At 64.1% G+C, this 25,418-nt stretch carries 23 protein-coding genes; all 23 read right to left on the bottom strand.

What is annotated here, in order from left to right; all coding sequences use genetic code 11:
• Window positions 1-16: 16 nt before the first annotated feature.
• Window positions 17-829: a hypothetical protein gene (locus ACREYQ_RS30665; protein ID WP_432263065.1), complete on the bottom strand. Its 813-nt coding sequence runs from the start codon at window positions 827-829 to the stop codon at window positions 17-19.
• Window position 830: 1 nt separating this feature from the next.
• On the bottom strand, window positions 831-1,055 hold the full coding sequence (locus ACREYQ_RS30660) for a hypothetical protein (protein ID WP_432263064.1): 225 nt from the start codon (window positions 1,053-1,055) through the stop codon (window positions 831-833).
• Between the two features lie 379 nt (window positions 1,056-1,434).
• A complete protein-coding gene (locus ACREYQ_RS30655) occupies window positions 1,435-2,070 on the bottom strand; it encodes a hypothetical protein (protein ID WP_432263063.1) in 636 nt (211 codons plus the stop codon).
• A gap of 38 nt (window positions 2,071-2,108) precedes the next feature.
• Entirely contained in the window at window positions 2,109-3,662 is a 1,554-nt protein-coding gene (locus tag ACREYQ_RS30650; RefSeq protein ID WP_432263062.1) for a hypothetical protein, read from the bottom strand.
• 13 nt (window positions 3,663-3,675) lie between these two features.
• A complete protein-coding gene (locus tag ACREYQ_RS30645; RefSeq protein WP_432263061.1) occupies window positions 3,676-4,446 on the bottom strand; it encodes a hypothetical protein in 771 nt (256 codons plus the stop codon).
• Between the two features lie 227 nt (window positions 4,447-4,673).
• Complete coding sequence (locus ACREYQ_RS30640; RefSeq protein ID WP_432263060.1) at window positions 4,674-5,345, bottom strand: hypothetical protein; 672 nt, start codon at window positions 5,343-5,345, stop codon at window positions 4,674-4,676.
• Between the two features lie 18 nt (window positions 5,346-5,363).
• Window positions 5,364-6,329, bottom strand: coding sequence for a hypothetical protein (locus ACREYQ_RS30635; RefSeq protein ID WP_432263059.1), 966 nt, complete (start codon window positions 6,327-6,329; stop codon window positions 5,364-5,366).
• Between the two features lie 335 nt (window positions 6,330-6,664).
• Window positions 6,665-7,096, bottom strand: a complete 432-nt coding sequence (ssb, locus tag ACREYQ_RS30630; RefSeq protein ID WP_432263058.1) for a single-stranded DNA-binding protein — start codon at window positions 7,094-7,096, stop codon at window positions 6,665-6,667.
• A gap of 54 nt (window positions 7,097-7,150) precedes the next feature.
• Window positions 7,151-9,184, bottom strand: coding sequence for a DEAD/DEAH box helicase (locus tag ACREYQ_RS30625; protein ID WP_432263057.1), 2,034 nt, complete (start codon window positions 9,182-9,184; stop codon window positions 7,151-7,153).
• A complete protein-coding gene (locus ACREYQ_RS30620) occupies window positions 9,184-9,450 on the bottom strand; it encodes a hypothetical protein (protein WP_432263056.1) in 267 nt (88 codons plus the stop codon). Before ACREYQ_RS30620 ends, ACREYQ_RS30625 begins: the two co-directional genes overlap by 1 nt.
• A gap of 1 nt (window position 9,451) precedes the next feature.
• Complete coding sequence (locus ACREYQ_RS30615) at window positions 9,452-9,916, bottom strand: hypothetical protein (RefSeq protein ID WP_432263055.1); 465 nt, start codon at window positions 9,914-9,916, stop codon at window positions 9,452-9,454.
• Window positions 9,913-11,778 carry a hypothetical protein gene (locus ACREYQ_RS30610; RefSeq protein ID WP_432263054.1) on the bottom strand — a complete coding sequence of 622 codons (1,866 nt, stop codon included), beginning with the start codon at window positions 11,776-11,778 and terminating at the stop codon, window positions 9,913-9,915. The genes ACREYQ_RS30615 and ACREYQ_RS30610 overlap by 4 nt, the downstream gene beginning before the upstream one ends.
• A complete protein-coding gene (gene dnaG / locus ACREYQ_RS30605) occupies window positions 11,775-13,466 on the bottom strand; it encodes a DNA primase (RefSeq protein ID WP_432263053.1) in 1,692 nt (563 codons plus the stop codon). Before dnaG ends, ACREYQ_RS30610 begins: the two co-directional genes overlap by 4 nt.
• Complete coding sequence (locus tag ACREYQ_RS30600) at window positions 13,466-13,930, bottom strand: hypothetical protein (RefSeq protein WP_432263052.1); 465 nt, start codon at window positions 13,928-13,930, stop codon at window positions 13,466-13,468. Before ACREYQ_RS30600 ends, dnaG begins: the two co-directional genes overlap by 1 nt.
• 105 nt (window positions 13,931-14,035) lie before the next feature.
• A complete protein-coding gene (locus ACREYQ_RS30595; RefSeq protein WP_432263051.1) occupies window positions 14,036-16,507 on the bottom strand; it encodes a DNA topoisomerase in 2,472 nt (823 codons plus the stop codon).
• A gap of 48 nt (window positions 16,508-16,555) precedes the next feature.
• On the bottom strand, window positions 16,556-17,140 hold the full coding sequence (locus ACREYQ_RS30590; protein WP_432263050.1) for a hypothetical protein: 585 nt from the start codon (window positions 17,138-17,140) through the stop codon (window positions 16,556-16,558).
• Window positions 17,140-17,379, bottom strand: a complete 240-nt coding sequence (locus ACREYQ_RS30585; protein WP_432263049.1) for a hypothetical protein — start codon at window positions 17,377-17,379, stop codon at window positions 17,140-17,142. The genes ACREYQ_RS30590 and ACREYQ_RS30585 overlap by 1 nt, the downstream gene beginning before the upstream one ends.
• Window positions 17,357-18,820, bottom strand: a complete 1,464-nt coding sequence (locus tag ACREYQ_RS30580; RefSeq protein ID WP_432263048.1) for a replicative DNA helicase — start codon at window positions 18,818-18,820, stop codon at window positions 17,357-17,359. Before ACREYQ_RS30580 ends, ACREYQ_RS30585 begins: the two co-directional genes overlap by 23 nt.
• Complete coding sequence (locus tag ACREYQ_RS30575; protein WP_432263047.1) at window positions 18,745-18,966, bottom strand: hypothetical protein; 222 nt, start codon at window positions 18,964-18,966, stop codon at window positions 18,745-18,747. Before ACREYQ_RS30575 ends, ACREYQ_RS30580 begins: the two co-directional genes overlap by 76 nt.
• A 202-nt stretch (window positions 18,967-19,168) precedes the next feature.
• A complete protein-coding gene (locus ACREYQ_RS30570) occupies window positions 19,169-22,474 on the bottom strand; it encodes an LPD1 domain-containing protein (RefSeq protein WP_432263046.1) in 3,306 nt (1,101 codons plus the stop codon).
• Window positions 22,467-22,865 carry a hypothetical protein gene (locus tag ACREYQ_RS30565; RefSeq protein ID WP_432263045.1) on the bottom strand — a complete coding sequence of 133 codons (399 nt, stop codon included), beginning with the start codon at window positions 22,863-22,865 and terminating at the stop codon, window positions 22,467-22,469. Before ACREYQ_RS30565 ends, ACREYQ_RS30570 begins: the two co-directional genes overlap by 8 nt.
• Window positions 22,862-24,259, bottom strand: a complete 1,398-nt coding sequence (locus ACREYQ_RS30560) for a hypothetical protein (protein WP_432263044.1) — start codon at window positions 24,257-24,259, stop codon at window positions 22,862-22,864. Before ACREYQ_RS30560 ends, ACREYQ_RS30565 begins: the two co-directional genes overlap by 4 nt.
• Window positions 24,260-24,319: 60 nt before the next feature.
• Entirely contained in the window at window positions 24,320-25,411 is a 1,092-nt protein-coding gene (locus ACREYQ_RS30555) for a M23 family metallopeptidase (RefSeq protein ID WP_432263043.1), read from the bottom strand.
• Window positions 25,412-25,418: the final 7 nt, after the last annotated feature.

The raw sequence follows: 25,418 nt of genomic DNA, 5'->3' as shown, positions 1-25,418 counted from the left end.
TTCCGGCAGGCGGGCGTCATGGCGAGGGCGCTGCGTCCGGCGTGTGGGAGGCGCTGGCGCGCTTGAGGATGGCCGTCGTACTGGCCTTGGCGCAGTGCAGGATCTCGGTCTGCCTGCGTTGCAGAGCGTGCGCGTCGCCCTCGCCCTTCTCGATGCGCCACAGTACGCACGACAGTTCAGCCATTCTGCGGGCGTACGTCATGTCGCTGATCGATTGCTTTTCGGCGTCGTCCGAGCGGAAGGACAGGCTTTGCAGTGTGAAGTCCGCCGTGTGCGGCAGCAGCGCCCGCAAGGCGTCTTTATCGGCCCGGAAGGCGAAGCCGCCGTCCGCTGCGCGGGCCACCTCCACGCCTAACGCATACAGGACCTCATCGGTCAGTGCTGGCCCGACAGGCGAGGCCACGCCATAGAAGACGCCGGGATGCTTGCCAGCGGGCACTGGCATTCGCACCATCGCGGATTCGCTGTCGACCTCGGGCAAGAAGTCGCCGCGATCCGCATACCACGCGCGCAGGCGCTTCTCGCTCATCTCGTCGCGACCGCCGTACGGAATGGCGTCGAGCTCCAGTTCGCATGCATAGAGGTCGGCGAAAGCCGTCAGGAGCAACAGGCCTTGGGTCCCGTTCCCGACCCGTTGGCGCATCGCGTCGAATGAGCTGATGCGCAGGCGGTTCTCGCTGGCGGCCCACAGTTCGACTTTCACGCCGCCATAGACCAGCTCGCGCTCATTGAGCGGATTGCGAAAGCCGATGCGTTCCAGCGCATGGATGACTTGGCGTGCCGCTCCCGTGTCCGTGGGCTTGGCCCCCAGCTTGATCTTGAAGACCATCTCAGAGCTCCAGTCGCGTGCGTAGCGCGTTGACCGCGCCCAAGGTGCCGCAGACCACCACGGCGCCAAAATGGCGGGCCAGTCCCGCGTCGGCCACCATCTCATCGAGCGGCGCGCTCGAATGCTGGCCATCAGCCCATTCGTCCAACATGGCCGCCAGCTCGCGCGCGGCAACGCGTCCGCGTACCACGCGGCATCCATTTACCAAATCAACGTTGTAGGTCATGTTTCGTGGTCAGGGGAGCCTATCCCCGTGTGTGCGGAGCGAGGCGACCGGGCCGTATTCCAGCTCCAGCAGTCGCGCGCCGCGCCGTAGTACCTGCTTTGGAAGAAAGCGCCGCTTGTACCGGCGACGCAGGATGGCATGTGCCCAGCACTCGACTAATGATGGCATTGGGATCGTGGTCTCACAAGGGTTAGGATCTGCGCCGAGACGTCGTGCGACAGTCCGCGTACGCGCTCACGTTGGCGGAGCCGACTCGCAAGTTGGAGTGGGCCATGCAGAAACTATCGACCGTGCGCCCGTGATCTTGATGCCGAAAAGAATGCCGAAAACGGCTCAAATTGACGATTGCCCCCCAACAGGAGGGGGCACGCGCTGCTATTCACGCGGGTTCGTGAGAGCTATCGGGGACTGCACGCCGGCGTGGTGCCGGCTCACGCGGGGCGCGATAGCCCTTGGACAGCTCGACAAACTGCTGGACCCTCTCCGCCAGCATGTGCGGGTAACGGGAGACCTCGCCCCCCGGCGCGCACTGGTCGATCAGCTTCGCGGCCCACGGTCCCCGGACGCTGTCGAGCCATTTGGCATTGGCCCGCGCCGCGTCCACGAGAAAGTGTTTCGCCAAGGACAGATCGGTGTACTGGCTTACCTCACTCGCGCGGTAAGGATTGAGGCGCGCCGCGTCGCGCGCCTCGTCAGTGATCGCGGCGAGCATCTGGCGCAGCGACTTGTGATGGGTCGAGTACCTCTTGCCCATGCCCGCGTACGCCATGGCCGCGAGCCCTACCTCGCCCATCGGCTCGTAGTCCTGCTCGAAGGCCGCAAGGGTCGGGTAGGTGCCCTCCGGAAGCAGGCCGGCCCCTTCCCGTTTAGCGGTCAGCACCGCCTCATAGACCGCGTCCTCGCGCACTTTGTTGGCATCGATGGAAAGGTCCGCCAGCATGGCGAGGTAGCTCTCAGCGCACGCGGCCGTCGTCGGCTCGCCAGCGCGTTCCAGTGCGATCAGCAATTCGTCCATGCTGACTGTGGCCGTTGTATTCGGGGAACTGGTCATGATTAGGGTGCGAGGGAGTCTTCGGACCGCTGCACGGGCGGTGCGGAGTTGCGGACAGGATAGGCATTGGACAGGCGCGTGCCCTCATAGCCCGCCATCAGGCTACGGCCGGTCTTGCGATCCCATACGTGATAGTGCTCCTGCATCGTGGTGACGACCTGTGTCGTGCTGGATGTGCTGACTTCGTGGCGGTTGCCATGGAAATCATAGAGCGGTGCAAGGATATTCAATTCAGGCGCGGTCCGGGGATACTGTTGCTTCAGGCTTCGCAACTCATCGTCCGCGATGATCTTCCTTGGTGTGAGGACATAGCTGTCAGCACCGCTGCCATACACCAGCCGCGACATCGCAACGCGAAGGTCGTTGACGCCTTGCGTAGCAAGCCGACTGACAGGAGTCCGGATGCCTGCGTAACCCTCGAACAGGGCACGCTCGGCGTGCGACATCACAGCGTACAGCGCGCTGTCCCTCTGGGCCCGTTCGGCCAGCAGTGCCCCGTTTAACTTGACCTCCCGGCGCGCGTCTTCCAACGCGTAAACATGATGCATCAAGGCCGGAACATCATCCCGTTCGTTAACAATGTGTTGGGCGTGGGCAGCACATGCTGCCAGCGACTGGATGGCATTGCCGATCACCACAGTCACGGGCTCGCTGACGTCATCCGGGGAGGCCTTCGGCTGCAGGATACCCAAGGCCATGGCACTTGCCTGCCAGACGTCACGCTCGTCTTCCAGCGCGGCCGTGATCGGACTGGAGCCCTTGAAGGCCGTGTAATGGGTGCGGCCGTCCTTGACCGTCTTGGAAAGGGTGACGCCCTGCTCTGTGCAGGCTTTCATCAAGGCGTACGCCTTGCCCAGCACCTTGCGATGGTCCAGTAATTGGCGCTCAGCGTCGGCCCATGCACGCGCGGCCGCAGGATCGTCGGCATCGGCGGCGCGCGCACGATAAAACCGGGCCACATCGGTGGCGACATCGAGCTTGTCCGCCGTAATGGCCTGTGGGTCCACGATGTGTAGCGGGCAGCCGCGCAGCGCGGTCAACCGGTGCTCGAATTCGATGTCGTGCTCGGTCAATGCGCTCAACTGCGCGAGCGTGGCCCGTGCCACGTAGGTGGCACCGGACGGGAAGGCGCTGTCATCAACAGGGAGGCACAGGTCGACGCCGATACCGGTCAGGTAGTCCCGCCCGCTCTTGTCCGCGCGGATCGGGCCATACACGCCATGTTGGGCGAAGCCCTGCTCGTTCCAGAACTCGCCCCGCAGCACTTTCCCCAGTGCGCCGGAGACGTCAGCCAGTTGCTCGCCGCCAACGTAGAGCTCGCGCTGATAGGCAGGGAGTTCGTGGATGCGCTGCGCCAGCGTTGCGCCGAAGTACTCCTCGGCCCGGGTTAGCGTGGTGACGCCGCTGAAAAGCTGCAGGCGGTTGCCGTCGTAGGTGTTCTGCTGGCGGTCGCCGAAGACGTCGACCTGAAGGACGTCCTTGGTGCGTTGCACGCGCAATTGGCCCACGATCAGCAGGCGAGTCCATGCGGCGGTGTCTGGGGTGTCGGGGTGCATAAGCGCTCTCTGCTCAGGCGATGCTGTCTGGAGTGACTGCGATCGCGAGACTGCGCGCATCGCGGATCTTCTGCACGACCTCACCGATAGCCATGTCCTTGTGGCCCCGGAATCGGTAGCACTGGTCGCCTTGGCGGCCGTACCACGTTCCCACGTTGCTTGTGTAGAGCTCGCTGAGCCGGAACACATGCATGCCGTCAGCCATGGTCGATCGGACCGGCGGCACGCAGCGGTAAGCGGTCTCGAAGTCTTCGGCGGAGATCGTCTCGGGCGACGTGCGGTAGGCCTCGTCCATGGCCTTTTCGGCTGCGTCGAAGGTCATGAAAATCGCGTCGGGGTAACGGTGGCGAACCATGCAAGCCCGAATGTGGGAATCGTGACTCGTGCCGTCGTCGTCGAAGACAGCAACGATCCACTTGTTGGAGGGGCTGTAGAGCACCATCTCGGGCGGTGGTTCGTTGCGTTCCGGGGGAACAACAGTGCCATGGGCTGCGGACGCGCGGTACACGCTTTCGACGTGCTCCCAGTATTCGCGACCACCGGTGCGCGGCGGGATCGCGTTGGCCATGTACTGGGCGTAAGCGATTTCAGCACCGTGAGCATCCGGAGCCAGCTTGAGGACGCTCTTGAGCGCCTCGTGATCGTTCTCGCGCAGGTAGAGCGTCGCCGGAAAATCTGCCTGCAGGTCGTCCAGTGCCGCCTTGGCCTCGGCCGTTGCGCGCACGTGGAAGACGCCGGCCTGCGGTAGGTGCCGGCCGACTTCCAGTCCAAGACTTTCGAGCATGACCCGCTCGCTCTCCGGGGCACGGACCGTGCCGTAATAGCAGTTTGGTGCAGTCATCGCGTTATTTAATATTTAATTTATGCGCGTAAATCGCATAAATACAAAAACCAAATAGAAATCTGGCATTGCCGTTGATATTAATCGATTCGTTGTCGCAATGGAAAGCTGTCGGCAAAGAAAAAGCCCCGCATCTGCGGGGCTCACTGGTCGACGCTTGACGACAGACCTTACATCGGCTCCACGGCCAGCCGGTTGTTGGTGGCTTCGGGTGTTCGCGGTGCGGTGTCGACGCCTTGTACAGCGTCCGGCAGCAGCTTGGCCAGCCGGGCGTTGACTTCGTCGAGTCGGTCCGAGAACCAGTTCAGCTCCGGCGCCCGCGTGCTGTGGGACAGCTCGCGCGTGTGGATGAGGTAGTCGACCTTTGCCGCGAAGGATCGCAGCGCGTCGGCCGACGCCGTTTCCACGCCACCCTCTTGGTCCCACGGAAAGGCGGCATGGTCGTCGATCGCTGTTAGGCGCACGACAGGGAAATCCGCCGCATGCTGTGATAGCTCCGACAGGGCAAGGCGGTTGACGCGGACGTGGAAGCTGGCGGCCTCATCGTCAAACTCGCCCACTTCCACACCCATCGCACGCAGAGTCTCACCATTGGCGCGATCGCACGCAACCGTGCCGTAGTACACCGTCAACGGCAGCGTGAAGTCTGAAGACGTCAGCTCCGCCAGCAGCTCCATATGCTGGTTGCGAATCTGGCGCAACGCCGGCGAATTGGCATCCCGCCCGGTGGCATAGTGGTCCATGAGCTCGCGACGCCAGCTGCGGCCATGGCCTTGTCGCCACGCACGGAGGGCCGTCAATTGGTCAAGCGTCAGGACGTCAAGCCGGGATAGTTGGCTCATTGGGATCTCCTAGTGGTTTCACGGCGCCGGCGCGGCATCAGGACGGCCTTCGGTATGGCGGCGAAGCGAACTAGTTGCCGCGTGCTCGACCTGCAACTCGATAACCTCTTCCAGCAGTTCCTGCCAGTGCTCACGCTTACCAGACCTGAGCGTTGCAGCGCTTCCGTCACCGTGATGCGAATGCAGGAGAAAGGTGAGATACGCCTTTGCGCCTTGCAGCAGCTCCGGATCGTGCTTGTCACTGTCCGACAAGGTATGGTGGTCATCCCACAATTGCAGGTCGTCGAGCGGGAAATTGTTGCTGTAGGGCTGAAGCGCGCGATATGCCCTCGCATTCACTCGCACATGGAAGGCATCCGCAACGTCGTCGTAGTGACCAACCTCAACGCCGAATGACCAAAGTAGATCGGCGTTTTCGCGTGGCGTGCGAATGCGTCCATAGCGTACGGCAACAGGAAGCGCGAAGTCAGCGTCATTCAACGATCGCACCCAATCGAGACGTCGCATCACCAGATCGCGAATGGGTGCATACGCTTCGTTATTGGTACTGACGCGCTGCATCAGATCCACTATCCAGTCCGGTCCTTCGAGTTTGGTACTTCGGAGGATGAACGCCTCGTCGCGGGTGAGCTCAGAGAGTCTGGATACCGGAGCCGGAAAGTGATACTCGCTCGGGCCATCTTCGTCCCAGAAATCATGCCAGTCTTCGCCGTCGACCTCCGGCATCGTTTTGCATAGCTCCTCGTACTCATTAAGCATCTCAAAGCCGGGCCCGCGCGGGTCGTTGACCAGTGTTCGCAGGACGCGTACCAGCGCCGAGGAGCGATCGCTTTCCCCGATACGTTGCCACAAGGCCTTGTCATTGAGAAAGGCTGTGGCAGCAGTGCGCAGGATGTCGTGATTGTCCTTTGTCGCGGTGGGCATGCCGAACAGTGCGGCCTCTAACGCTTTGAGCAGAGGCGGGGCATGTACAGGTTGGTTCATACGTCGTATCCAGAGTTGTGCAGGTCCGTGCCTGCGCATCATGGAAAACGATGGGAGGCGACGCTTCCCCCGCGTGTTGCGTCGCCCCCATCCCTCAATCCCGGTGTCGTGACGGTACTGTCGGCAAGTTCGCCAGCGGGTGGGCCCGCCTGTCCCCTTGCCTATGCCGATGACTCAATTCCGAGCGGCAGTGTGACCCCGCACACTAGCTGCCCTCCTCGCATCCCGTGGCATTCAGCGGTGCCAGTGACGCCGGGTTACTGCACACCGACAGGGGCGACGGGTGTATCCCGTCTGTCGCCCTGTCAGCGTAAATACATCACAGTATGATGTTGTTAGAACGGTATGTCATCCCGAGGGTCGTCGCCGCCGCCGTGGCCTTCGAAACCGTCCTGCGGCGCGCCGCCGTTCTGTTGACCCTTGGAACCGCCCGCCTGACGCAGCAGCTTCCACTTCGTGACACGCTTCTTCTCGATGTAACGCGTGCCACCTTGGCCATCGTCGATGGCGTCCACCATCGGAATGGCTTCGATATACAACTCGTCGCCCTTCTTGCAATACTGCGCAAGGTTCTGCGCGGCCACGCCCCAGATCTCGAAGCGGAACCCGTCCGTACGTTCGCGCATTTCGCCACTCTGGCGGTCCTTCCAGCGACGGGTCGTCAGAAGACGGAAACTAGCAACGGGATCCTTGCCGCCGCCTTCGCGAATCTCGGGGTCGGCGGCCAGATTGCCGATCTGACGATGTTCGAGAACTTCACCTGCCATGATTTATCTCCACTGACCGGTGATCTCCGGTCCCACATGCAATGCGTGAGTTGGTCACGCCGCCATCTTTGCGAACTGGGCCGCAAATTTCTCTCTTGCCAGCCGCTCCTCGTCTTCGGGATCGTCCAGCACCTCGGATGCAATCGCGTCCTTGTTCATGAGCAACTGCATCACATCAAAATCAATCGTGCCGTGGGCGAGCGGCAGCTTCACCACCACCATGCGCTGCTGACCGATGCGGTAGGCGCGGTCTTCGGCCTGCACCTTCAGGGCGGAGGTCCAAGGCAGGCCACCGAAGAACACGTGGTTGGCCTTGGTCAGCGTGGTCCCCACGCCGGCTGCTGCCGTGGTGCCGATGAAGCCATCGGTTTCCTCGTCGTTCTGGAACTGCTCCACCGATCGCTGACGCTTGCGCGCGCTGTCGGTGCCCACCATCGTCACGCACTTGATGCCCCGTTCGGCGAGCCGTGCGCGGTAGAGCTGAACGGTTTCCTTGAATTCGCAGAAGATCAGGAATTTGTCCTCGGGCGCCAGCTCGGTGACCATCTGCACAATGCTGTCGACCTTGATCTCTTCGAGCAGCATGCGCAGCCGGCTGATCTTGGGCAGGGCCAAGAGCGTGCCGTCGTTGGCCACGGCGTCATAACGCTTGCGCAGGTCTTCGGACAGCTGCAACTGCAGCGGCTGCACCTGTTTGCCCTTGAGCGTCTTGAGCACCTGCGTCTTCTTTCGGCGCAGCATCCATTTGGAGATCGCCTGTCGGAGCTCCGCGCGGAACGCCGGGTCGCCGCTGAATCGCTGGGCGAACTCCTTCAGGGCCAGATTGCCCAGCGGATGACCGGACAGGCGCAACAGCGTATGCAGCTCCGACTCCCGGTTCAGGATCGGGGTGGCGGTCAGCAGGATGCGCGTCTCGATGTGGACGGCAACATCGAACGCGTGACGCGTGCGGATGGTCGTCGGCGTCTTGATCTGGTGGGCCTCGTCCACCGCCATGATCTGGAACTTTGCCGCATGACGTTCCAGTTCGCCAAGGACGCCGTAGCTGACGATCACCCACTGGGCCGCATCGTCGTATGATTCCGTGGCGATCTGCGCGTCCGGTATCACGTTGCGGATCTCGGTCGCCCAGTTGTAAATGAGCGTCACCGGGCAGACGATCAGCACCCGGCCACGCGTACCTTGCTGCTGCAGGCGGCGCAGACGAATGGCCATGGCCACAATCGCTTGTCTGGTTTTGCCGAGTCCCATATCGTCGGCGAGCAAACTGGAGTTCTGGACGAGAAGATGGCGAACCCCAGCGTGCTGGAACGGATACAGGTCAGGGTACTGCGCCAGCCAGTACGCCAGTTCGTCCTCGGTGATGTCGGCCGCCGCGTGCGCGGACGTCTGCGCCAGATACAGCTCGTTGACGCTTTCCTCGCTGCCGGCGCCAAACTCCGGGACGGCATTGTTGAACGTCTGGACCGTCGCCTCGCTTGCGCCCCCTTGCTGCGAGAACGCGTCATCGACAATGCTGTAGACGCCTTCGACAACCGTCACCTGTCCGTCGGTCAGCCCCAGCTCGCGTAGCAGGTTCTCGCGCAGCATCTCGGGCGACGTGGCGGCGAACTTCCATGCTTTCATCGGAGCGAGGTAGACCGCACGCATGCCCTTGGCCAACGCAATGGTGGCAGGGTGATAGCTGCCTGTCAGTGCGGCGGCGCCGTTGTCGAGCGCGTAGATCGTGTACTTTAATCCTGCGGTAAAGGCGGTGGGCTGGACGGCCTCGGCGGCTGTACGCAGCTTGCTCCGGAAGAGATCCGTCTCGGCGCCGATGTCGCGCGCGCCGGCACGGCACAGCTGCGCGATCAGTTCGCTGCCGCCGTTGTCGATGACATGGCGTCCGAAGCGCCAATGCTGGCGCAGCGCGGCCGGCTGCTGGTTCTGGCCGATATAGCGGCCCTTGAACGGCTCCGCTGTCAGGATGGGGCCGTTCTGCGTGTGGCGTGCAAACCGGATGGCATAGTCGAAGCCGTCGAAGACGACGGACTCGACCAGCGGACCGCTCGCAGCGGTCTGGCCAAGGGTTCGCAACACGAGTGCCATCAGCCCTGACCCTTCGCGCTCGCGTAGTGGGCCCGGGCCGCAGCGCGGGCACGATTCAGCAGCGGCGCCTTCGGCTTGGCAAGACCCTCCGGCAAGGCGATGCCATGGTGGGCATGCAACGAGCGGAGCATGGCGTTGTTCTCGCGCGCCAGTTTCAGCTGCGAGGGGATCTGCAGCAGCCAACCGAGCAGTGTCCGGAGCGCGAAGGCGAGAACGATGAAGGTCAACAGACCGACCACGGCTTCGCCGAATGAGAGCGGGGGCATATCAGCAGGCTCCAGCGGAGGGTTCGTAGGGCATGGCCGCCCGGCGCGATGCGCAGGCGGGTTCCTTAAATTCACGCCAGTCGTGCCCCTTGTCGGCCAGCACTGCGACCAGCAGGGGAAAACTGGTGCGATCCAGCGCCCACAGCCTGAAAAGGGCCTGCAGGCGGCCCGCCGCGTCGAGGCGGTCGAGTGGGTACTCCACCCCATCAAGCTCGATCAGCGGGTGCGGAAAGCGGGCCCACGCGGTGAGGCCACCCATGGCGTCGTCGACGGCGAGCGCGACGTTGCCGCCGGCCTGCGTCAGCTGCTTCTGGAGCCCTGTCCAGAACAGCGCACTCGCCGACATGGGCGTGCCACAGGGTGTCGCGGCGGCGCAGCCCATGGCGACACTGGTCAGCATGTCGCCCAGTTCGCGGGCGATGGCGGAGGCGGCAGGTGCTGACACGGGGCAGTAGATCGGGGTCATGCGGCCTTCCCTCGCTGCGCGTTCGCTTGCTCGCGCAAGGCACGTTTCTCGCGTGCGACCCAGAGCAGACGCAGCAGGTGGGCGCCAGCGTGCGCGGTGCTCACCTGTGGATGTTTCTCGGGGTCCGCTGCACCCTCTTCGATCGCCGCCATGACCACGTCGTGATCGGGGTTAGTCTGGAGGTTCCGGATCGTTTGCGCGCTACGCTCGATGCCCGGAATCAGCGCGGTGACGTCGGCGCCGTAGCAGACCACGCCCTGCTTGTTGCAGAGCTCCATCAGCTTGGCGCGGATGTCGTCCGACGTCGGCGCGGTCAGCAACGCGGTGACTTCGTGGTCTTCAAGGTTGTACGCGTCGACGATCTGGTCGACAGGCGTGCGAGGGCGACAGCGGCTTTCAAAAATCGGCTTGCCGTCCTCGGTCAGCAAGGCGGCCTCAAAAATGTCCCGGTCCGTGCCGTGGCCAACCGGCAAAAGGTGCAGGAACACGTTCGAGACCGGCCGCTCGATCGCCTTGGGATCGATGATGACGGGCTTGTCCGCGTTGAGCGTTTCTTCGATCTTCTGCTGCTCGGCCTCGGTAAAGCGGAAGCCGTCCACTGCCTCGATCAGGCCGCGCACAGCGCCGTCGACATGAGGGCGCTCTGCGGCACGCTTGCGTTTGGATTCATACAGGTAGTGGCTGTAGATGCCGGCCACTTCCGCGAAGGCGACCTGACGCCCGACGTTGTCCAGCAGAATAAAGAGGCGTCGGTCCAGTACGCGGAGCCAACGCAGCTCGGCCGCTTGGAGCACCCCCAGCGTCCGCGCGTGATCCAGCATGGCGTAAATGATCGTGCTGACGTATGCATGGCGTTCCATGAACTGGCGGACGTTGGCGCGGCCAGCGTACTTGCGCAGGGTGGCGGCGGCCTTCTGCGTATCGAGCGGGAACCGGTCAGTTGCCGGGTCGTACTTCTCGGACTGCTTCCAGCAGTCGGCGATGAGGTCGTTGACGGCCTTGAGCGCTTCGTCGTAATCGATGTCGGACATCGCCTGATCGGTCGCGGCGATGCGGGGCACCAGAATGGCCAGCGTCACCAGTTCTGTCGCGCTCAGGTCCTTCCAGCTGCGTCGCCACAGCTTGCCCAGCTGGTCGCTGAAGACCTTGCCTGCGCGCTCCCGGTTCACCGTGTACTCGCCGTCGGTCTTGGCACGGTCCATCAGCTTGTGCATGAGCACAAACTGCTTCTCAATATCGGGCATCCGGTACTTGCCCTCGTTCACCGACCGCTTGGTCAGGTCCAACTTCTGGAACAGCTTGCCGTGCGGGAACATGTCACCCATGGCGCCCGTGTACGTATGCAGCGTGTAGGGCTTGGGGCGGGCGAAGTTCTTGTGGTTGGTGACGTTCGTATAGAGCGACCGGCGGCCCATCCAGATTGCCAGCGGGATGATGCAGACGAACACCGTGAACAGGTTCGCATGCAGGCTGGACTGGGTCATGTGGCCGATCTCGATCAGCGACTTGTCGGACACCAGAAAGAAGGTGAACCACTGGCTGAAGATGCTGCCCACCAGCCATGCGGCGACGAGCGATAGGCCGACGGCCAAAAGCGGTACCGAGTACCGGCGCAGAACCGGGAGGAAGCGGCCTGCAACGCCGGCGGTGGCCAGCAATGCGCCGAGCACGCCGCAGGTCCAGTGACTCAGGATGACGAAGGCGGCGAACTCCGCGATACGGACGTAGGAGTAGGCCGTCGCGATGGCCGTGTGGTACCGGGTCCAGAATAGCCAAGCGACCAGCACGAGGAATCCTATGCCGAGAATCAGCATGAAGGGGTCGACGGTGGCCTTGGCGGGGGATTTTTGTGCGGAGCTCATGATGTGGTCGCAAACAACGCGGAAGTCTTCTGGACGCTGGCGGCGTGCCGCGCGTCGCGCTGCAGGGCGTGAAGGAGGGCGTCGACCTCACCGCTGGCCAGTGCCGCGCCCAGTTCGGCCTCGCGCTGGCGCACGCCCACGATGGCGGCCCGTACGACGCGCTGCAGGGCTGGCACTGGGATCCGCTCCATCTCGGCCTCGCGTGCCTCGGCGTCCGTCGGCGCCATGTCAAACCAGCCGGAGATCAGTGCGGCAAAGTCGTCGATCAGGACGGACGGGACCTTTGCCGTGTGGTGCGGGGAGAGCTGGCACAGCCGTGCGAAGTTCTCGTAGAACGTGATGCGGCTGCGATCGGGGACCGGGCCCTTGGACTGGTTGGCACCGTCGGCCGGCGCGGCAGCGCCCTGCCGGCGCCCCTGCCCTTTCAGGCGGACGGCCATGCCGATCTGGGTTTCGACATGGGTGCGCAACGCCTCCTGCAGGGCCGGAGCGAAGCGGATCGTGGCGAGCAGGTCGCCCGTCTCGCGGGCGATATCGGCGCGGTGCTCCGGCAGCTTCAGATCGCGATCGGCGATCAGGATCTCGGACAGGCGCGCCGACAGCGGCTCGGCATGGTCGGCAACGTACGCCTCCCACCCCGGCAGGCCATGCTCGCGCACAAAGCTGTCGGGATCGTGGTCGGCGGGCAACCGTACGAATCGTGCTGTCTTGCCGTCGGGGATCACCTCTAAGACCAGCTTGGCGGCGCGGTTGGCGGCCTTGCGGCCTGCCGCATCACCATCCATGGCGAACACCACGTGGTCACACAGGCGGTAGAGCCGCTGCAGCTGTTCTAGCGTCACACTGGTGCCGAGCGCGCCGACGGCTCGCTTCTCGCCGTGCTGATGCAGGGCGATGACGTCCATATACCCTTCCAGCACCAAAGCAACCCGCGTGCGGCGGATGGCTTCCTTGGCCATGTACAGCCCATAGAGCTCTTGACCTTTATGGAAGACGGTACTCTCGGCAGAATTCAGGTACTTCGGCTCGTCATTGCCCAGCGTGCGGGCGCCGAAGCCAAGGATCGCGCCCTGCTCGTTGTGAATCGGGAACATGACACGGTGACGGAACTTGTCATCCAGCTCGCCATGGTCGCGCTCCACGAGTAGCCCGGCTTCCTTGAGATCGGCAAGGGGCGTGTCGGGGAAATGCTGCAGCAGATTGCTGGTGGCATATCCCAAGCCGAAGTCGCGTGCCGTCACGCCGGTCACGCCCCGGCCCTTGAAGTAGTCGATCGCCTTCGAACTGGTGCGCAGTTGCTGCTGAAACACCGCGCTGGCGCGCGCCAGCAGCTGCAGCAGGCCCTCGCTCCGGGCCTTGGCTCGCAGGGCCTCCGGTGTGGGCGCTTCCCGCGCGGGAAGCGCGATGCCGCCGGACTGGGCCAGCTTCTCAACCGCCTCCGGGAAGCTGTAGTGCTCATAGTCGGTGAGCCAGCCGAAGGCGTCGCCATGGGCGCCGCAACCGAAGCAATGGAAAAACTGTTTGGTCGGTGAAACGGTGAAGGACGGCGACTTCTCGCTGTGGAACGGGCACAGTCCCACGTAGTTCGTCCCAGACTTCTTGATCTTGACGTGGGTGCCGACCAGATCGACGAGATCCACGGCGTCGCGCACGCGGTCGAGCAATGCCTGATCGAAGGTGCCGGCCATCAGCGACGGTCCCCGGCCAGCTGGCAGCTCAGGACCCGGCCGTCTGTCGACAGCGCGAACGCAGGCGGGACGGCCGACGCGGTGGCGTCGGGCAGCAACCGCTGCAGCGCCGGCGGCAATTCACCGGCATGGACGGCAAGCGACTTGTTGAACCGCATCGACAGCCGGGCGGTGTCTCGTGACACCCCCGTCAGGAGGAGACGTTGTCCCAGAGAGACCGGTCGCTTAAGCCGGTAGTCGGTTCCCACATCGAGGGCGGCTGCGCCGTTGCGATACGGCAGGCCCAGCGAACCGAAGACGGCATGGGGAAAGGCCCGGGCAGGATCGCACGCGGCAATGCCGGCGTGGATGGCGGACAGCTCCGGGCCGGCCGGCACCACCACTTCCCGATACAGCGTGGTCGTCAGCGGGCTGCCCCACGCCAGCGGGGGCAGCAGCGACAGCAACGCGGTCAGAGTGATCAAACGCATGAGCCGGGGCAAGGAATGTCAGTACAGGCCGCATTATGCACCGAACGGATAGAAAATAAAAACTAAAATTCCATCCATTTCGGTGTAAAAGTGAGACAACTAGCGTTTGTCTTCAAATTCAAAGGTGACTTTGCCGTCGTTGCCCAACACCAGCGCCGCCCGGAAGGCCTTACCGGGGCTCTTGCCGGTGCCCTTGCCCTTGAAGCCCGACAGCACGGCCGTTTTTCGCTTGGCCAGCAGCTCGGACACCTCGGACTCGCTGATGGCGCGCGAGGCGATGTCGCCATAGATGATGAAATCGCAGCTGCGGGTCTCGCCCGCGTTGCCCTCGCACTTGTAGTGCGCCCCCAGCTTGAAGACCCCCTTCCCGCATTTCGGGCAGCTCCCCATGGCTTTGGCGTCGGCCGCTGGCGCCGCGTTGCGGTCGCCAAAGTCGAACTCCAGCTTGTCGAACGCGGCGTTGAACACCAGTTTCATCGCGAACTTCTTGCCGGTCTTCGTACTCTTGAACCCCTCCATCTGGGGCGAGTCGCCCTGCAGGATCCGGTTGGCCTCCCCTTCGGTAATGGCCCGGTCCAGCACGATCAGCGGGATTTTGACGGAGCAGCCGGCGCCCACGCACTGGTAGGCGAATTTGCCCACCTTGACCGGGCTGCTGCACTTCGGACAGGCGGCGTCCAGCATCTTCGCCTCGGGCGGTGGGGCCGCCGGCGTCATGGCGGCCTTGGCGCGGATCGTGTCGATCAGCTTGCGGGACAGCTCGCAGATGCCCAGCATGAATTCGCTACGCCGCTGTTGTCCTTCCTCCATCAGCTTAAGACGGTATTCCCAGTCACCGGTCATCTCGGGCGACGCAATGAATCCGATGCCACACTCGCGCAGGAAGCGGATGCCGTCAATTGCCTTGCGGGTCGGGACCAGATACTTCTTCTCCCTGCGCACGAAAGGCTCCTTGGGGTTGCCGCGTCCGTCCCGGGCCCGCAGCAGTCCCTCAATGATCGCCGCACGGGTGGCGGGGGTGCCGAGGCCCTTGCCACTCATGGCGTCCTGCAGCGCCTCGTCGTCGACCAGCCGCCCGGCGTGTTCCATGGCCGACAGTAACGTGGCTTCGGTGAAGCGCTCGGGCGCCTTGGTCTCTTTGCCTTCGGCGCGGACATCGACGGTGCGCACCGGCTCGCCCGGCGTCATCGGCACCAGCTTGTTGGTCTCGTCCTCAGGGTCGCGGCCGTACACTTCCGTCCAGCCCGGCTTCACCATCACGGTGCCCTTGGCCTCGAAATGCTCGCCCGCCACGATCGCGGTGCGGGTGGTGACCTCGAACTCCGCGTCGGGATAGAAGGCGGCGACGAAGCGCTTGGCCACCAGATCGTAGATCCGCTGCTCGTCAGCGGATAGGCCCGTGGGCGTGGTCACCGTGGGAATGATGGCGAAGTGATCGCTGATCTTGTCGTTATTGAAGATGCGCTTGTTGGGCACCACCCACCCTTGGTCGACCGCCTTTTGGCCCAGCGTCGCCAGCGAGCCGCCCAGTCCGGCCAGCACATTGCGAGCGGTCGCCACGTAGTCCTCGGGCAGTGCCTTGGAGTCGGTACGGGGGTAGGTCAGCGCCTTGTGCTTTTCATAGAGTTCCTGTGCGATATCGAGCGTCTGCTTGGCCGAGAAGCCGAACTTCGCGTTGGCCTCGCGCTGCAGGGTGGTCAGGTCGAAGAGCGTCGGCGGTGCCTTCTTGGTCGACTTGGTCTTGTCCGTGACGGAGCTGGGCGCTACACCTTTACATTGGGCCACGATCGCGTTGGCCTCTTCGCGGCTGAACAGGCGCTCGGCGGTCGCATCGGGATCGCCATTGGACTGGAAATCGGGGCGGTACCAGCGGGCCTTGAACTGGCCGGCGGCCACTTCGAAGTCCCCGTGGACTTCCCAGTAGGCACGGGGGACGAAGGTCCGGATTGCCTCCTCGCGGTCGACGATCATGGCCGTGGTCGGCGTCTGGACGCGGCCGGCGTTCTGCAACTCGCCCTCGCCAAACACATGGCGCTGGTAGCCCGTCAGTCCGCGTGTCGCATTGGCCCCGATCAGCAGATCGGCCTCGGAACGGCATAGCGACGCGTGGAATAGGCCCGTGAACTCGGAAGCCGGCCGGCGATCGCGGAAGGCGTCACGGATCCCTTCGGGCGTCATGGTCTGCATCCACATGCGCTCCATCGGCTTGCTGCAACGATGATAGGCGGCGATATAGCGGAAGATCAGCTCGCCCTCGCGTCCGGCATCACAGGCATTGACCACCGAGGTGATATCGCTGCGCTTGAACAGTTTCCCCAGCGTCGTGAGCTGTGACTTGGTCCGCTCAACCGGGATCAGATCAAAGTCCTTGGTGATGACGGGGAGCTTGCCGAAGTCCCAGCCGGGGTCGACCTCCTTGGGGAAGTCGATTTCGACCAGATGGCCGATGGCGTTGGAGATGACGATGGTGTCGCTTTCGTAGTGCCCGCCATCCACCTTGCGGATGCCGAGGGCCTTGGCAATGTCGGCGGCCACGGACGGCTTTTCAGCGACGATCAGGGCTTTGCTCATGGGGAATCCTTAATGTAACCGGGCCGGTGCGACCGGCGCCGTGACAAATCAGGCCGCAGGGTTCACCTTGCGGCGCGGTAGTCGCTTCTCGACCGTTGCCCGGATCGCCTTGAGGCGGCCTGCCCAATGGTCGTGGAGATAGCGGCCGTAGGCGCGTAGCTTCTGGTCCACGTAGCTGCGGCGGGTGACCACCTCGCCGTTCATGTGGACGATCTCACCCTCGTGCATGGCGAAGCTGATGCCATTGGTCGAGTACAGGTGCATCACGTTGTCGAGCCAGCCGTCTACGGAGATCGATACCACGCGGTTGCCGTCGTGCAGGAAGGACCGCCAGAAGCCGACTTCGCGCGCGATGATGGCCTTGCGGTCCGGATCGCTCTGGACGACGATGAACACCTCGCCGGTCACCAGCGACACATAGCGTGCGCCGATGAAGGCGTAATCGCTGATGCGTTCGCCGTCCAGCAGCCACGACGGCGCAAACGTGCCGATGGCCATTTCCAGTTGCGAGTGGCTACGCAGACGCAGCGTCGGTTCCTGCAGGCGCTGCGCGATCTTGGCGCGGATCTCGTCGAAGACCCGTTGCGGATCGACCTTCGGCTTCGCCCGGGGCTCCTGCACGCGCATGGCCATCAGGCAGTCTCCTTGGCGGGCGTGCTGGGCGCGCTGGGCGCGTCCCAGCAGGCCCATGCGCGCTGTAGACAAGCATAGGTGGCGACCCACATCAGGCACGTGACGCCGCCGGCGATCGCGGTATTCACGCCGCGAAACAAACTTACGAAGGCCAGTCCGTTCGCCAGCATGGCGAGCGCAAACCACAGACACGCCTGCTGGCGCTGCGTGAGCTGCTTAGTTGGCGTACTTGCTGTCATAGCCGTAGGCTCCTTTTGGCATGTTGTCGAAGCATTGGTATTGACCAAGAAACTGGGCCGGCACCGTGCATTGGACCGTGTCGCGGGCCTTGCCGACGATGATCTCGACCATGCCCTTGTCTTGGCTGTCGGGGTTGTAGTACTCGTCGCGGTACAGCAGGATGATGGTGTCAGCATCCTGTTCGATCGAGCCCGACTCGCGCAGGTCCGACACCATGGGGCGCTTGTCGGCGCGCTGCTCGACGCCGCGATTGAGCTGGGCCAGTGCAACCACCGGGCATTGAAAGTCCTTGGCGGTCTGCTTGAGGCTGCGGGTGATTTCGCTGATCGCTTCGACGCGGTTGGAATAGGGATGATCTGCGCCCATCAGCTGCAGGTAGTCGATCATGACCAGCCGCACCTTCCGGCCCGTCTTTTGCTCCAGCACGCGCAGCTTGGAGCGCAGGATGCCGGGCGTGAGCAATGCGGAAGGATCGATATGGATATTGCAGTGCTGGTACTTCGCCATGAAGGCGGTCAGGCGCGCGAAGTCTTCATCCGTGAGGTCCCCGCGCCGCAGGCGTTCATGGTCGATGCGCCCTTCGGCGGCCGCTGTGCGGACCATCAGCTTGGGCGTTTCCATTTCCAAGGAAAACACCGCACAGAGCGGCAGCGCGCCGTCCGCTTCGGGATCGCCCCGCAGGCCGTGGTGATTCACGTACTGCATGCCCTTGACGGTCTTGCCCATGCCCGGTCGGCCGGCGATGATGACGAGCTGGCCCGGTTCCAGCGGTCCGAGCCGGGTGTCCAGATCCTCGATGCCGCTGGACACGCCGGCGAGGGTGCCGTCCTGCTTGCGTTCGAGATGGACGACCAGCTTGTTCAGGTTGGCCTGCGCGTCGTCCAGCAGTTCCAAGCTGGACGATTTGGCCGCGACGGCCATGCTGAGCGAGCTAAGTTTGGCGGCAACTTCTTCGGAGGTAACACCGCTACCGACCTGTGGCAGAGCCTCTTGGATGGCCTGCATGCCCTGCTGCAGCTGCCGGGCTTGCCACTTCTCTGCGATGACCTGTACGTACCGCTCGACGTGATCCGGATGGAACGGAGTGGCAGCGGCGTGCTCCAGTGCCTCGCGCACGGTATCGCTGAAGCCGGCAGCGCCCTTGATGCGATTGGCGACCAGTGTAGGGTCGAGCGGTTCGCCCGCAATGACCAGTTCCTGCACGGCGAGGAAGGTCCGGCGGGCTTCCTCGGAGAAGAAATGTTCCGCGCTGAGCTGGAGCGACGCAGTGGTAAAGGCCTGCTCGGCGCTATCGCTGAACAGTGCGGCGATCAGCGCGTTTTCGCTCTCGCGGGAATACAGGGCTTCGATGCCGGCAGGTCCTTTCACCGAATGATCTCCGGCAAGGCGGTCGCATCGCCGTCCGGCGCTTTGGCACGCTTGGGCGGCACGCGCGGGCATTCGCTATCGGCCGCAACCGGCCCGTGTGCGCCCCCGGGCTGGCAGGAGCCGATCGGCTCGGCGGTCGAAAAGAGCAGCGCCAGCACAATCGCCGTGGTGACAATACCGACCCAGAGCCAGCCCAGTACGACAGATTTGGACAGCACAACCCCTCCCGCGACATAGACGTTTGCATGGATGATAGCGAAATAAACGTTTTATTTCCATTCGCAGACATGTGAATCCCGAGATTTGTTGTGGATTTGCACTGTGCGACGTTTCTTATGCTGCCTTCTGCCCCAAAGCTGAGGCAAAAAAAGACCGCGCCGAGGACGCGGTCGATGGGTTGCTACGTCACGGATCCGCAGCTCAGGGGCCGGACACCTCGGGGGTATCCGGCGCGGGCATCGGCTTGGCTTGGGTCAATGCCGCTGTCAGGCGCTCGCGGACCGTGGTGAAGAGGTCGTCGAACGCCTCGCGCACGGCCGCCCGCTCGGCGCCGCGCGGATACACCGAGTACTCCGCGTGGGGCTTGTCCTGACAGCCATAGACCAGATACTGGCTGAGCTGGCCATCGTGCCGCTCGATCTCGTCCTGCACATAGGCCTCGAAGGCGCGCGCCATCATCTCGCACGGCGTGCTCCAGTACGGTTTGGACCGGTAGCTGTCGTAGTACAGCGCGTCCCGAAGCACGTTCGATTCCGTCTTGTAGCGGCCCGGCTCGAATCGGCTGACCTCGGCCAACACCCGCTCGACGGTCGTGGCAAGGCCGTTCGCCCCCTTCTCGATCGCCATCAGGATGGCGCGCGGCAGGGTGCTCTCGGGGACGCCACCATGCTCGATGTAGGCGGCGCGAATGGCTGCAAGGAACGCGTTCGGGTTCGCGAACACCTCGATCCCGTGCTCGGCAAGCGGCGGGACAGCCTCCAGCATCTGGGTCATGATGGCCTCGGCACGCGCACCGAAGCCCGGGACCATGCCGCCCGCCGGGATGGCGCGCTCCATGGCGCGAAAACGCCTCGACAGATCTTCGCGCAGCAGTTGGGTGTGCGTGCCCTGCGTCTCGTCGGCCCGTGCCTTGTGGCAGCGCCGCCGGGTGAGCTCGGGCAACGTCTCATCGCGCATATTCACGAACGACAGCGTGCGCTGGATGGCGAACGCCGCCGGGGCGCGGCCGCTGATGGTCGCCCCAACCGGCAGTTCCGAGGCGGGCTTGATGCCCGACATGTCGTAATGCTTCGCGATCCAGTAATCCAGCGCATGGAACCACTCGTGCGCGAGCGAACCCGCCCCGTTCAGCCGGGTCAAATTGATTGCATTCGCCAGAGGCTCGTAGTGGGCTTGGGCCGCACGCTTGCCGCCATTACCACGCGAGCCAAAGCCGATGCCCAGACTGCCACCGAGGCCCATGGCCTGTTCGGGCAGACCCAGCACGCGCGCGAGATCGCAGAACGCATCGGTGGCGTGATCGAGCACGATCTGGCGCTCGGCCTGCGGCAACCAGTTCCCGTACTCAATGCCCCGGAAGCCGAACCGTGCCAGAAACACGGTTTCATTGAATGGCGCGCCGTTGCGATAGTCGGGACCGATACGCCGGATCGGATCCAGATGCTCGAAGACCGGCTCGGGCTTCTTGGGCTTCGCGGGCGGCGACACCGCTGCCGGCCCCACACCATCCGGCTTGATGGCCCAGTCCCAGCCGCCGCCGGTCGCCGCGCGTGCGACCTTGGCCGCGTCTTCGAGATTGCTCGCTTCGCGATGGAGCCGCCCGTCCGCGTCTCGCCACCCCTTGACCAGTGCGAGCTGTCGCTTCACGGTCCTGAAGCCGGTGCCATCGCAGAACCAATGGTCGGTGTCGAAGGACCACGCGCCTCGCGGGAGCGAACGGCTTTGCGGCAGCAGCACGTCCGCCGCTTCGCCAATGCGGACGTAGGCGTTCGCGAGGTCGTCAAGCGTGCGCACGTCGATCAGCTCGGTTGTGATCAGGGTGGCCGCGCGCACATAGTTCTCGCACTGCTGGACCGTGAGTCCGGCCTTGGCCCGTCGCTCCAGCCGATCCCGCTTGACGTTGATGCCGCCCGACAATGGCGTGGCGGGGAACGACTTGCGCAGCTCGCGAATCAGATAGGCCACTTCCGGCAGCACGCCGCGTTCGCGCATGGCGTCGTAGTCGAGCGCGGTCCACACGTTGTCCTTCTTCACGAGCGCGGCACGCTCGCGCTCGTTGAGCATCGGCAACTCGTCGAGTCGCAGGGCCTGCTTGGCCAAGTCCTTGCGCGCTCCGCCGATCTTCTCACCCGCGTCGACACGCTCGCCGGCAGCCCCCGGCGCGCTGCGGCGTCGGACCGACTCGATCACCGCCAGCACGTTGGGCTGAATCGGCTGAGCGGCGGCGAGCTCCTGCTTGCGCGCGCGCAAAGCGTCCTGCAGGGTCTGCCGGAACTGGGTGAGGAAATGCTGGAAGTCGCGGGGGAAGACGCTCTCGAAGCTGCTTGGCTTGATGCCGGAGAGGCCCATCAGGGTCGCGGTGTCGACCAGACCGGTCTGGCGATCAAACGCCTGCATGGCCAGACGCATGGCTCCCGCGATGAAATCGAAATCCCGATCGACACGGTTGACGACGTCCTCGGTCTTCCATGCTTCGGGGTCGAGCACGCCCGCGTCGCGCATGGCCTCGAAGCGGGTGCGCACGGCGTTCATGTGGCGCAGCAGCGTCCAGTTCGCCTGCACGCCCGCAAGCGGCATCTCCGGCTCCGGAATGCGCAGGGGATTGTATTCAAGGAAGCGCGCGTCCCGCAGCACCAGCAGGCGCTGCGTCGGGTAGGCGAATGCGACGGGAACCCCCCACTCATACTCGACCCGCTCGATGCCCTCGATGTCGCCGCCATTGGCGGCCATCGCTGCGTCATAGGTGGGGTAGGCGACCGTGCAGGCTTTCAGGCGTGGCGCCTTCAGCGGAAAGCCGTCTAGACCCAGCGTCGCGGCGCGGACGGCGCTCTCGATGGCGCGCACGGGATGAAAGTCGCGATACAGCGCCGGCAGACCACTCAGCTCAGGCTGCCCGCCGTCGACTTGTGCGAGGTCCGAGTAATCGAGCAGCACATTCAGCGATACCGCCGCACTGTCGATGCTCGCCTGTGCCGCCCGGTCGCCCGGGATCGTGAAGTAGACGCCCGGAGCTGCCCCGTCAATGTGCTGCAAGCGCGAGATGAAGCGCTTGCTGACGTCGGTATCGATGTACTGGTAATCGTGATGCTTGATATCGGTAAGCAGCGATTCCTTGAGATCTGCGGTGCTGGAGTTGGGAATGAAGCGACGCAGAAAGGCTTCGCTGACTTCGGTGATGGACGGCGAGTAGAAGATCAGGCGGCGCTTGGCTTCGCTCACCCGGCGCTCGGTCTCGCGCAGGGGCAAGTTCTGGCCGACCGCCTCATCGTGCGCGTGATCGGCTGCCGATTTGACCTCGCTCGCGGCATAGGCGAAGCCGCACGCGCGCATCACGCGCAGCAGGTCCTCCCCCGGCGCAAAGCCACTCTCGCGCGCAAACTGCTCGCGGTCAAAGATGGCCAGCTTCAGAAAATTTCGGCCGACCGACGGGTTGTGGGCCACCGACAGGCGCGCGCCAAACCGTGTAAGTTCGGGCCACCAATGCTTGCGCACGCTTGGATCAGCCATGCTCGCTTTCCTCACCGACTAGGCTCGCATCCTCATCTATGAGGTGGAGCCATTGGCCGACAATCGGCAAGTGAAGCGTGAGCACATCTACTGCGCCAACTTCGTCAACAGCTCGACCCAGATGCGTGCCGCATATGAATTCGTGATGATCCTGCGTCAGCGATACTTCTAGTTCTACGGTTTCGCTGACGAGGAGCTGCACGCGCAAGCGCTCGTCGTCTCTCGGAGATTCGGCGACCGCAAGCACCAAGGTCTTGTCGGTCGCCGGGTCGTGCAACACCGCACCGCTGTGCCCTTCCAACGCGAAGGGCAGCGGTTGTTTTTGTGTGAACGCGGACCAGAACAGTTGCCCGTTGCCGACCGCATCCACACCGCAATAAATATTGGTCACGGTGTCAGCTCGGATCCAGACTTGCTCACGCCAGCGACCCGTTCAAGGACGCGGCTGAGGAACTTCATCATGGCTTCGAGCTTTTCACGCACGCGTTCCGCAATCGTGCGCCGATACTCCCCGAGGTCGTCGCCAAAGCCCGGCAGATTGGTCGTGTTCTCGACCACCTTCGCCATGGCAGCGCTTACTCGTTCCCTCACATCATCGGGGGAACTCGCGAAAACTTTAGTTACATCTTCGAGGTGGTTACAAAATCCATTACATGCATCTTGGTAGGCCCCCACGAGAGTGGGGTGTTTTTCCCAGATCGCATCCATGCCCTCTTTGAGCGGAAACAGATCGGGATCCGTTGTCATGGTCTGCACGATCTGCTCGATCGGCATCTTGCGATCGTGCGCGATGCTCTGCAGCTTTTCCTCCCACACCATGTATTCGTCGGTGCCTCGCAGGGCGTCGGCCGCGTCGATCACGCGGTTCTGCGAGGCTTCGATGCGCCCGAGCTTCCACGACGTGATGCGCTGCCCCGAGATGTGGGGTGCCGCCGGCAGCGTGAAGTCCGCCTCGGTCCGGTTGGCCGGCGCCGGGACGTTCTCGGCGTTGAGCCCCAGCTGCTTGCCAGTTCCCTTGAGATGGCGGTATGCGCTGGACAAGGCGAGGAACGGCGTCGCGATGGCGCGGCCCAGCAGCTCGGCGCCCACGGCGCCCGCGCCGGTGGCCGCCGGCCCGCTGACCATGGCCTGCTGGCGTGCCGGCTTGGCGTTCTCGGCATCTTCGAGCTGCGGCGCGGTCGCGCCGGTGTCGGCGACCTTGTCGCGGCCGCTGGCCCGCCGGCCCGGGGTCACCGGGTTCATCCGCGACAACAGGTTCGCGTCCTGCATCACGGAGCTCATCGAATCGTACTGGGCCGCCGGATCCGGTGCGGCCCCGCGTGTCGCGGCGGCTTTGGCCCCGGCGGCGGTGGCGGACTTGGCCTTCACGGCCGACGAGAACGCATTCGGTACCGTCACGGCGGGCGTCTCGGTGATTGCCTCGGCCGGCCCTGCAGGCGGGGCCGGGGCGTCGCCGAGCAGTTCGCTCAGCTGGCCGGCGGACGATGCGGCAGCGAGCTTGGCCGCCTCTTCCTCCTCGGGCGTCTTGGCGGCCTCGGTGGCGGCCAGCGCCGCGATCAGATCGCCGGCGCTCTGCGCGTTCTCGATGGCCGGTGCATCGCCCTGCGGCGTGGCCGTGGCATCGGCCTGCGCCTCGGTAGCCGGTGCTGCCTGCTCGCGCCGGCGCACCGGTTGCCCACGATGGGCCTGCTCGCCGGCGGCATCGTCGCGCGCGAGCAGTTCGTCGGTGCGCGCATCGTCGCCGCCAACGTCGTTCAAAGAGCCGAGAGTGAGCTTCTTAGCCATAATCTTTCCTCGATCTAATACTGCTTATGCTTCGGCCGCCGCGTTTGGCGGCCTGCCTCCCTACCGTTGCTGCGCCTTCTGACGGGCTGCCATGGAGACGGCCCGCGAGTAGGCGCCCTCCATACGCGGATTGAAGTACGCGTTCGTGTTGTAGGCGAGCCGGATGGCCAGCATGGCCTCGATCGCGGCGTGCTTTTCCGCGATGCGGGCCTGCAGCCAGACCTTGGCGCCTCGCATCCGGGCAATTTCCACCCACAATCCGCGCGTACTCCATTCGGTCAGGCGCGTTTCCCATTCAGTGTCGAGCGATCGGCGCAGCATTTCCGCTTCGATGATCTGCGCCTCGCTCATGCCCTCGTACGTCTCGTACGGGGGTGTGTCCGGCATCCCATAGCGCTCGGTGTCCGTCACGCTTGGCTGGGCCGCCTGTGCTTCCTTGACCTGCTCGTCCGAGCTGGGCACGTTGGGCTGGCCGCTGACGCCGCCGCCCACCGGTGCCGGCGCCGCCCCGCCCGTGCCCTGCGTCACCGGCCCGGCATCGGCCGTGTGGCGGTACGTCTTGCACATGTAAGACAGTGCATTGCGCATATAACGGCTGCGGGTAGTGTCCGTGCCGTCATTGGTTTCCCGGATCTTCGCGCCGCCGTAGCCCGTCACGTATTCCAAATGCAGGTGGATCGGCAGGCCATCGCTGCGATCCATGTGATTTGAAGTGCCCCCTGCTACCCCGATTTTATCGCCTGTCGCGACGCGCTTCTGCCCCATGCCGGCCTCGGCATCCTTGAAACCGATCGCCCCCCCACTTTTGAGGGATGGCTCGACCTTTGACATGTGGCTGTATAGCAGAATATCGCCGTTGTCCCGCTTAATGGCGACCCGGTTACCATACCCCGCACCCCAAAAGCCCGCACCGATCACGGTACCGTTGTCAGCAGCCAACAGATCGGCGCCGGTATTGCCATTGCGGGCATGGATGTCCACCCCCCAGTGCGTACGCGGGGCCGAATAATGGCTCAGGTTCCGGGTCTTGCCAAAGGTACTGGTGATAGTGATCGGATTCATCTGGACCGGATCGGCCAGACAGGCATCGGCCAGCGCCGACGGCGTCACGGCCGCCACCGTGGCCCCCATGAGCAGACGAGAGACGGTCACGACACCC

Source organism: Cupriavidus sp. TMH.W2 (assembly GCF_050847365.1).
Taxonomy (GTDB): Bacteria; Pseudomonadota; Gammaproteobacteria; order Burkholderiales; family Burkholderiaceae; genus Cupriavidus.
Note: the sequence above shows the minus strand (reverse complement) of the source record. Positions and strands in the feature narration are given on the sequence as shown.

Coding starts and splice junctions, on each gene's coding strand:
- ACREYQ_RS30665 (WP_432263065.1), bottom strand. CDS start 829: ATGGTCTTCAAGATCAAGCTGGGGGCCAAGCCCACGGACACGGGAGCG.
- ACREYQ_RS30615 (WP_432263055.1), bottom strand. CDS start 9,916: ATGACCCCGATCTACTGCCCCGTGTCAGCACCTGCCGCCTCCGCCATC.
- ACREYQ_RS30620 (WP_432263056.1), bottom strand. CDS start 9,450: ATGCCCCCGCTCTCATTCGGCGAAGCCGTGGTCGGTCTGTTGACCTTC.
- ACREYQ_RS30645 (WP_432263061.1), bottom strand. CDS start 4,446: ATGCTCGAAAGTCTTGGACTGGAAGTCGGCCGGCACCTACCGCAGGCC.
- ACREYQ_RS30560 (WP_432263044.1), bottom strand. CDS start 24,259: ATGGCTAAGAAGCTCACTCTCGGCTCTTTGAACGACGTTGGCGGCGAC.
- ACREYQ_RS30625 (WP_432263057.1), bottom strand. CDS start 9,184: ATGGCACTCGTGTTGCGAACCCTTGGCCAGACCGCTGCGAGCGGTCCG.
- ACREYQ_RS30590 (WP_432263050.1), bottom strand. CDS start 17,140: ATGGCCATGCGCGTGCAGGAGCCCCGGGCGAAGCCGAAGGTCGATCCG.
- ACREYQ_RS30660 (WP_432263064.1), bottom strand. CDS start 1,055: ATGACCTACAACGTTGATTTGGTAAATGGATGCCGCGTGGTACGCGGA.
- ACREYQ_RS30640 (WP_432263060.1), bottom strand. CDS start 5,345: ATGAGCCAACTATCCCGGCTTGACGTCCTGACGCTTGACCAATTGACG.
- ACREYQ_RS30655 (WP_432263063.1), bottom strand. CDS start 2,070: ATGGACGAATTGCTGATCGCACTGGAACGCGCTGGCGAGCCGACGACG.
- ACREYQ_RS30610 (WP_432263054.1), bottom strand. CDS start 11,778: ATGAGCTCCGCACAAAAATCCCCCGCCAAGGCCACCGTCGACCCCTTC.
- ACREYQ_RS30580 (WP_432263048.1), bottom strand. CDS start 18,820: ATGCCCGCGCGTGCCGCCCAAGCGTGCCAAAGCGCCGGACGGCGATGC.
- ACREYQ_RS30650 (WP_432263062.1), bottom strand. CDS start 3,662: ATGCACCCCGACACCCCAGACACCGCCGCATGGACTCGCCTGCTGATC.
- ACREYQ_RS30585 (WP_432263049.1), bottom strand. CDS start 17,379: ATGACAGCAAGTACGCCAACTAAGCAGCTCACGCAGCGCCAGCAGGCG.
- ACREYQ_RS30635 (WP_432263059.1), bottom strand. CDS start 6,329: ATGAACCAACCTGTACATGCCCCGCCTCTGCTCAAAGCGTTAGAGGCC.
- dnaG (WP_432263053.1), bottom strand. CDS start 13,466: ATGGCCGGCACCTTCGATCAGGCATTGCTCGACCGCGTGCGCGACGCC.
- ssb (WP_432263058.1), bottom strand. CDS start 7,096: ATGGCAGGTGAAGTTCTCGAACATCGTCAGATCGGCAATCTGGCCGCC.
- ACREYQ_RS30595 (WP_432263051.1), bottom strand. CDS start 16,507: ATGAGCAAAGCCCTGATCGTCGCTGAAAAGCCGTCCGTGGCCGCCGAC.
- ACREYQ_RS30570 (WP_432263046.1), bottom strand. CDS start 22,474: ATGGCTGATCCAAGCGTGCGCAAGCATTGGTGGCCCGAACTTACACGG.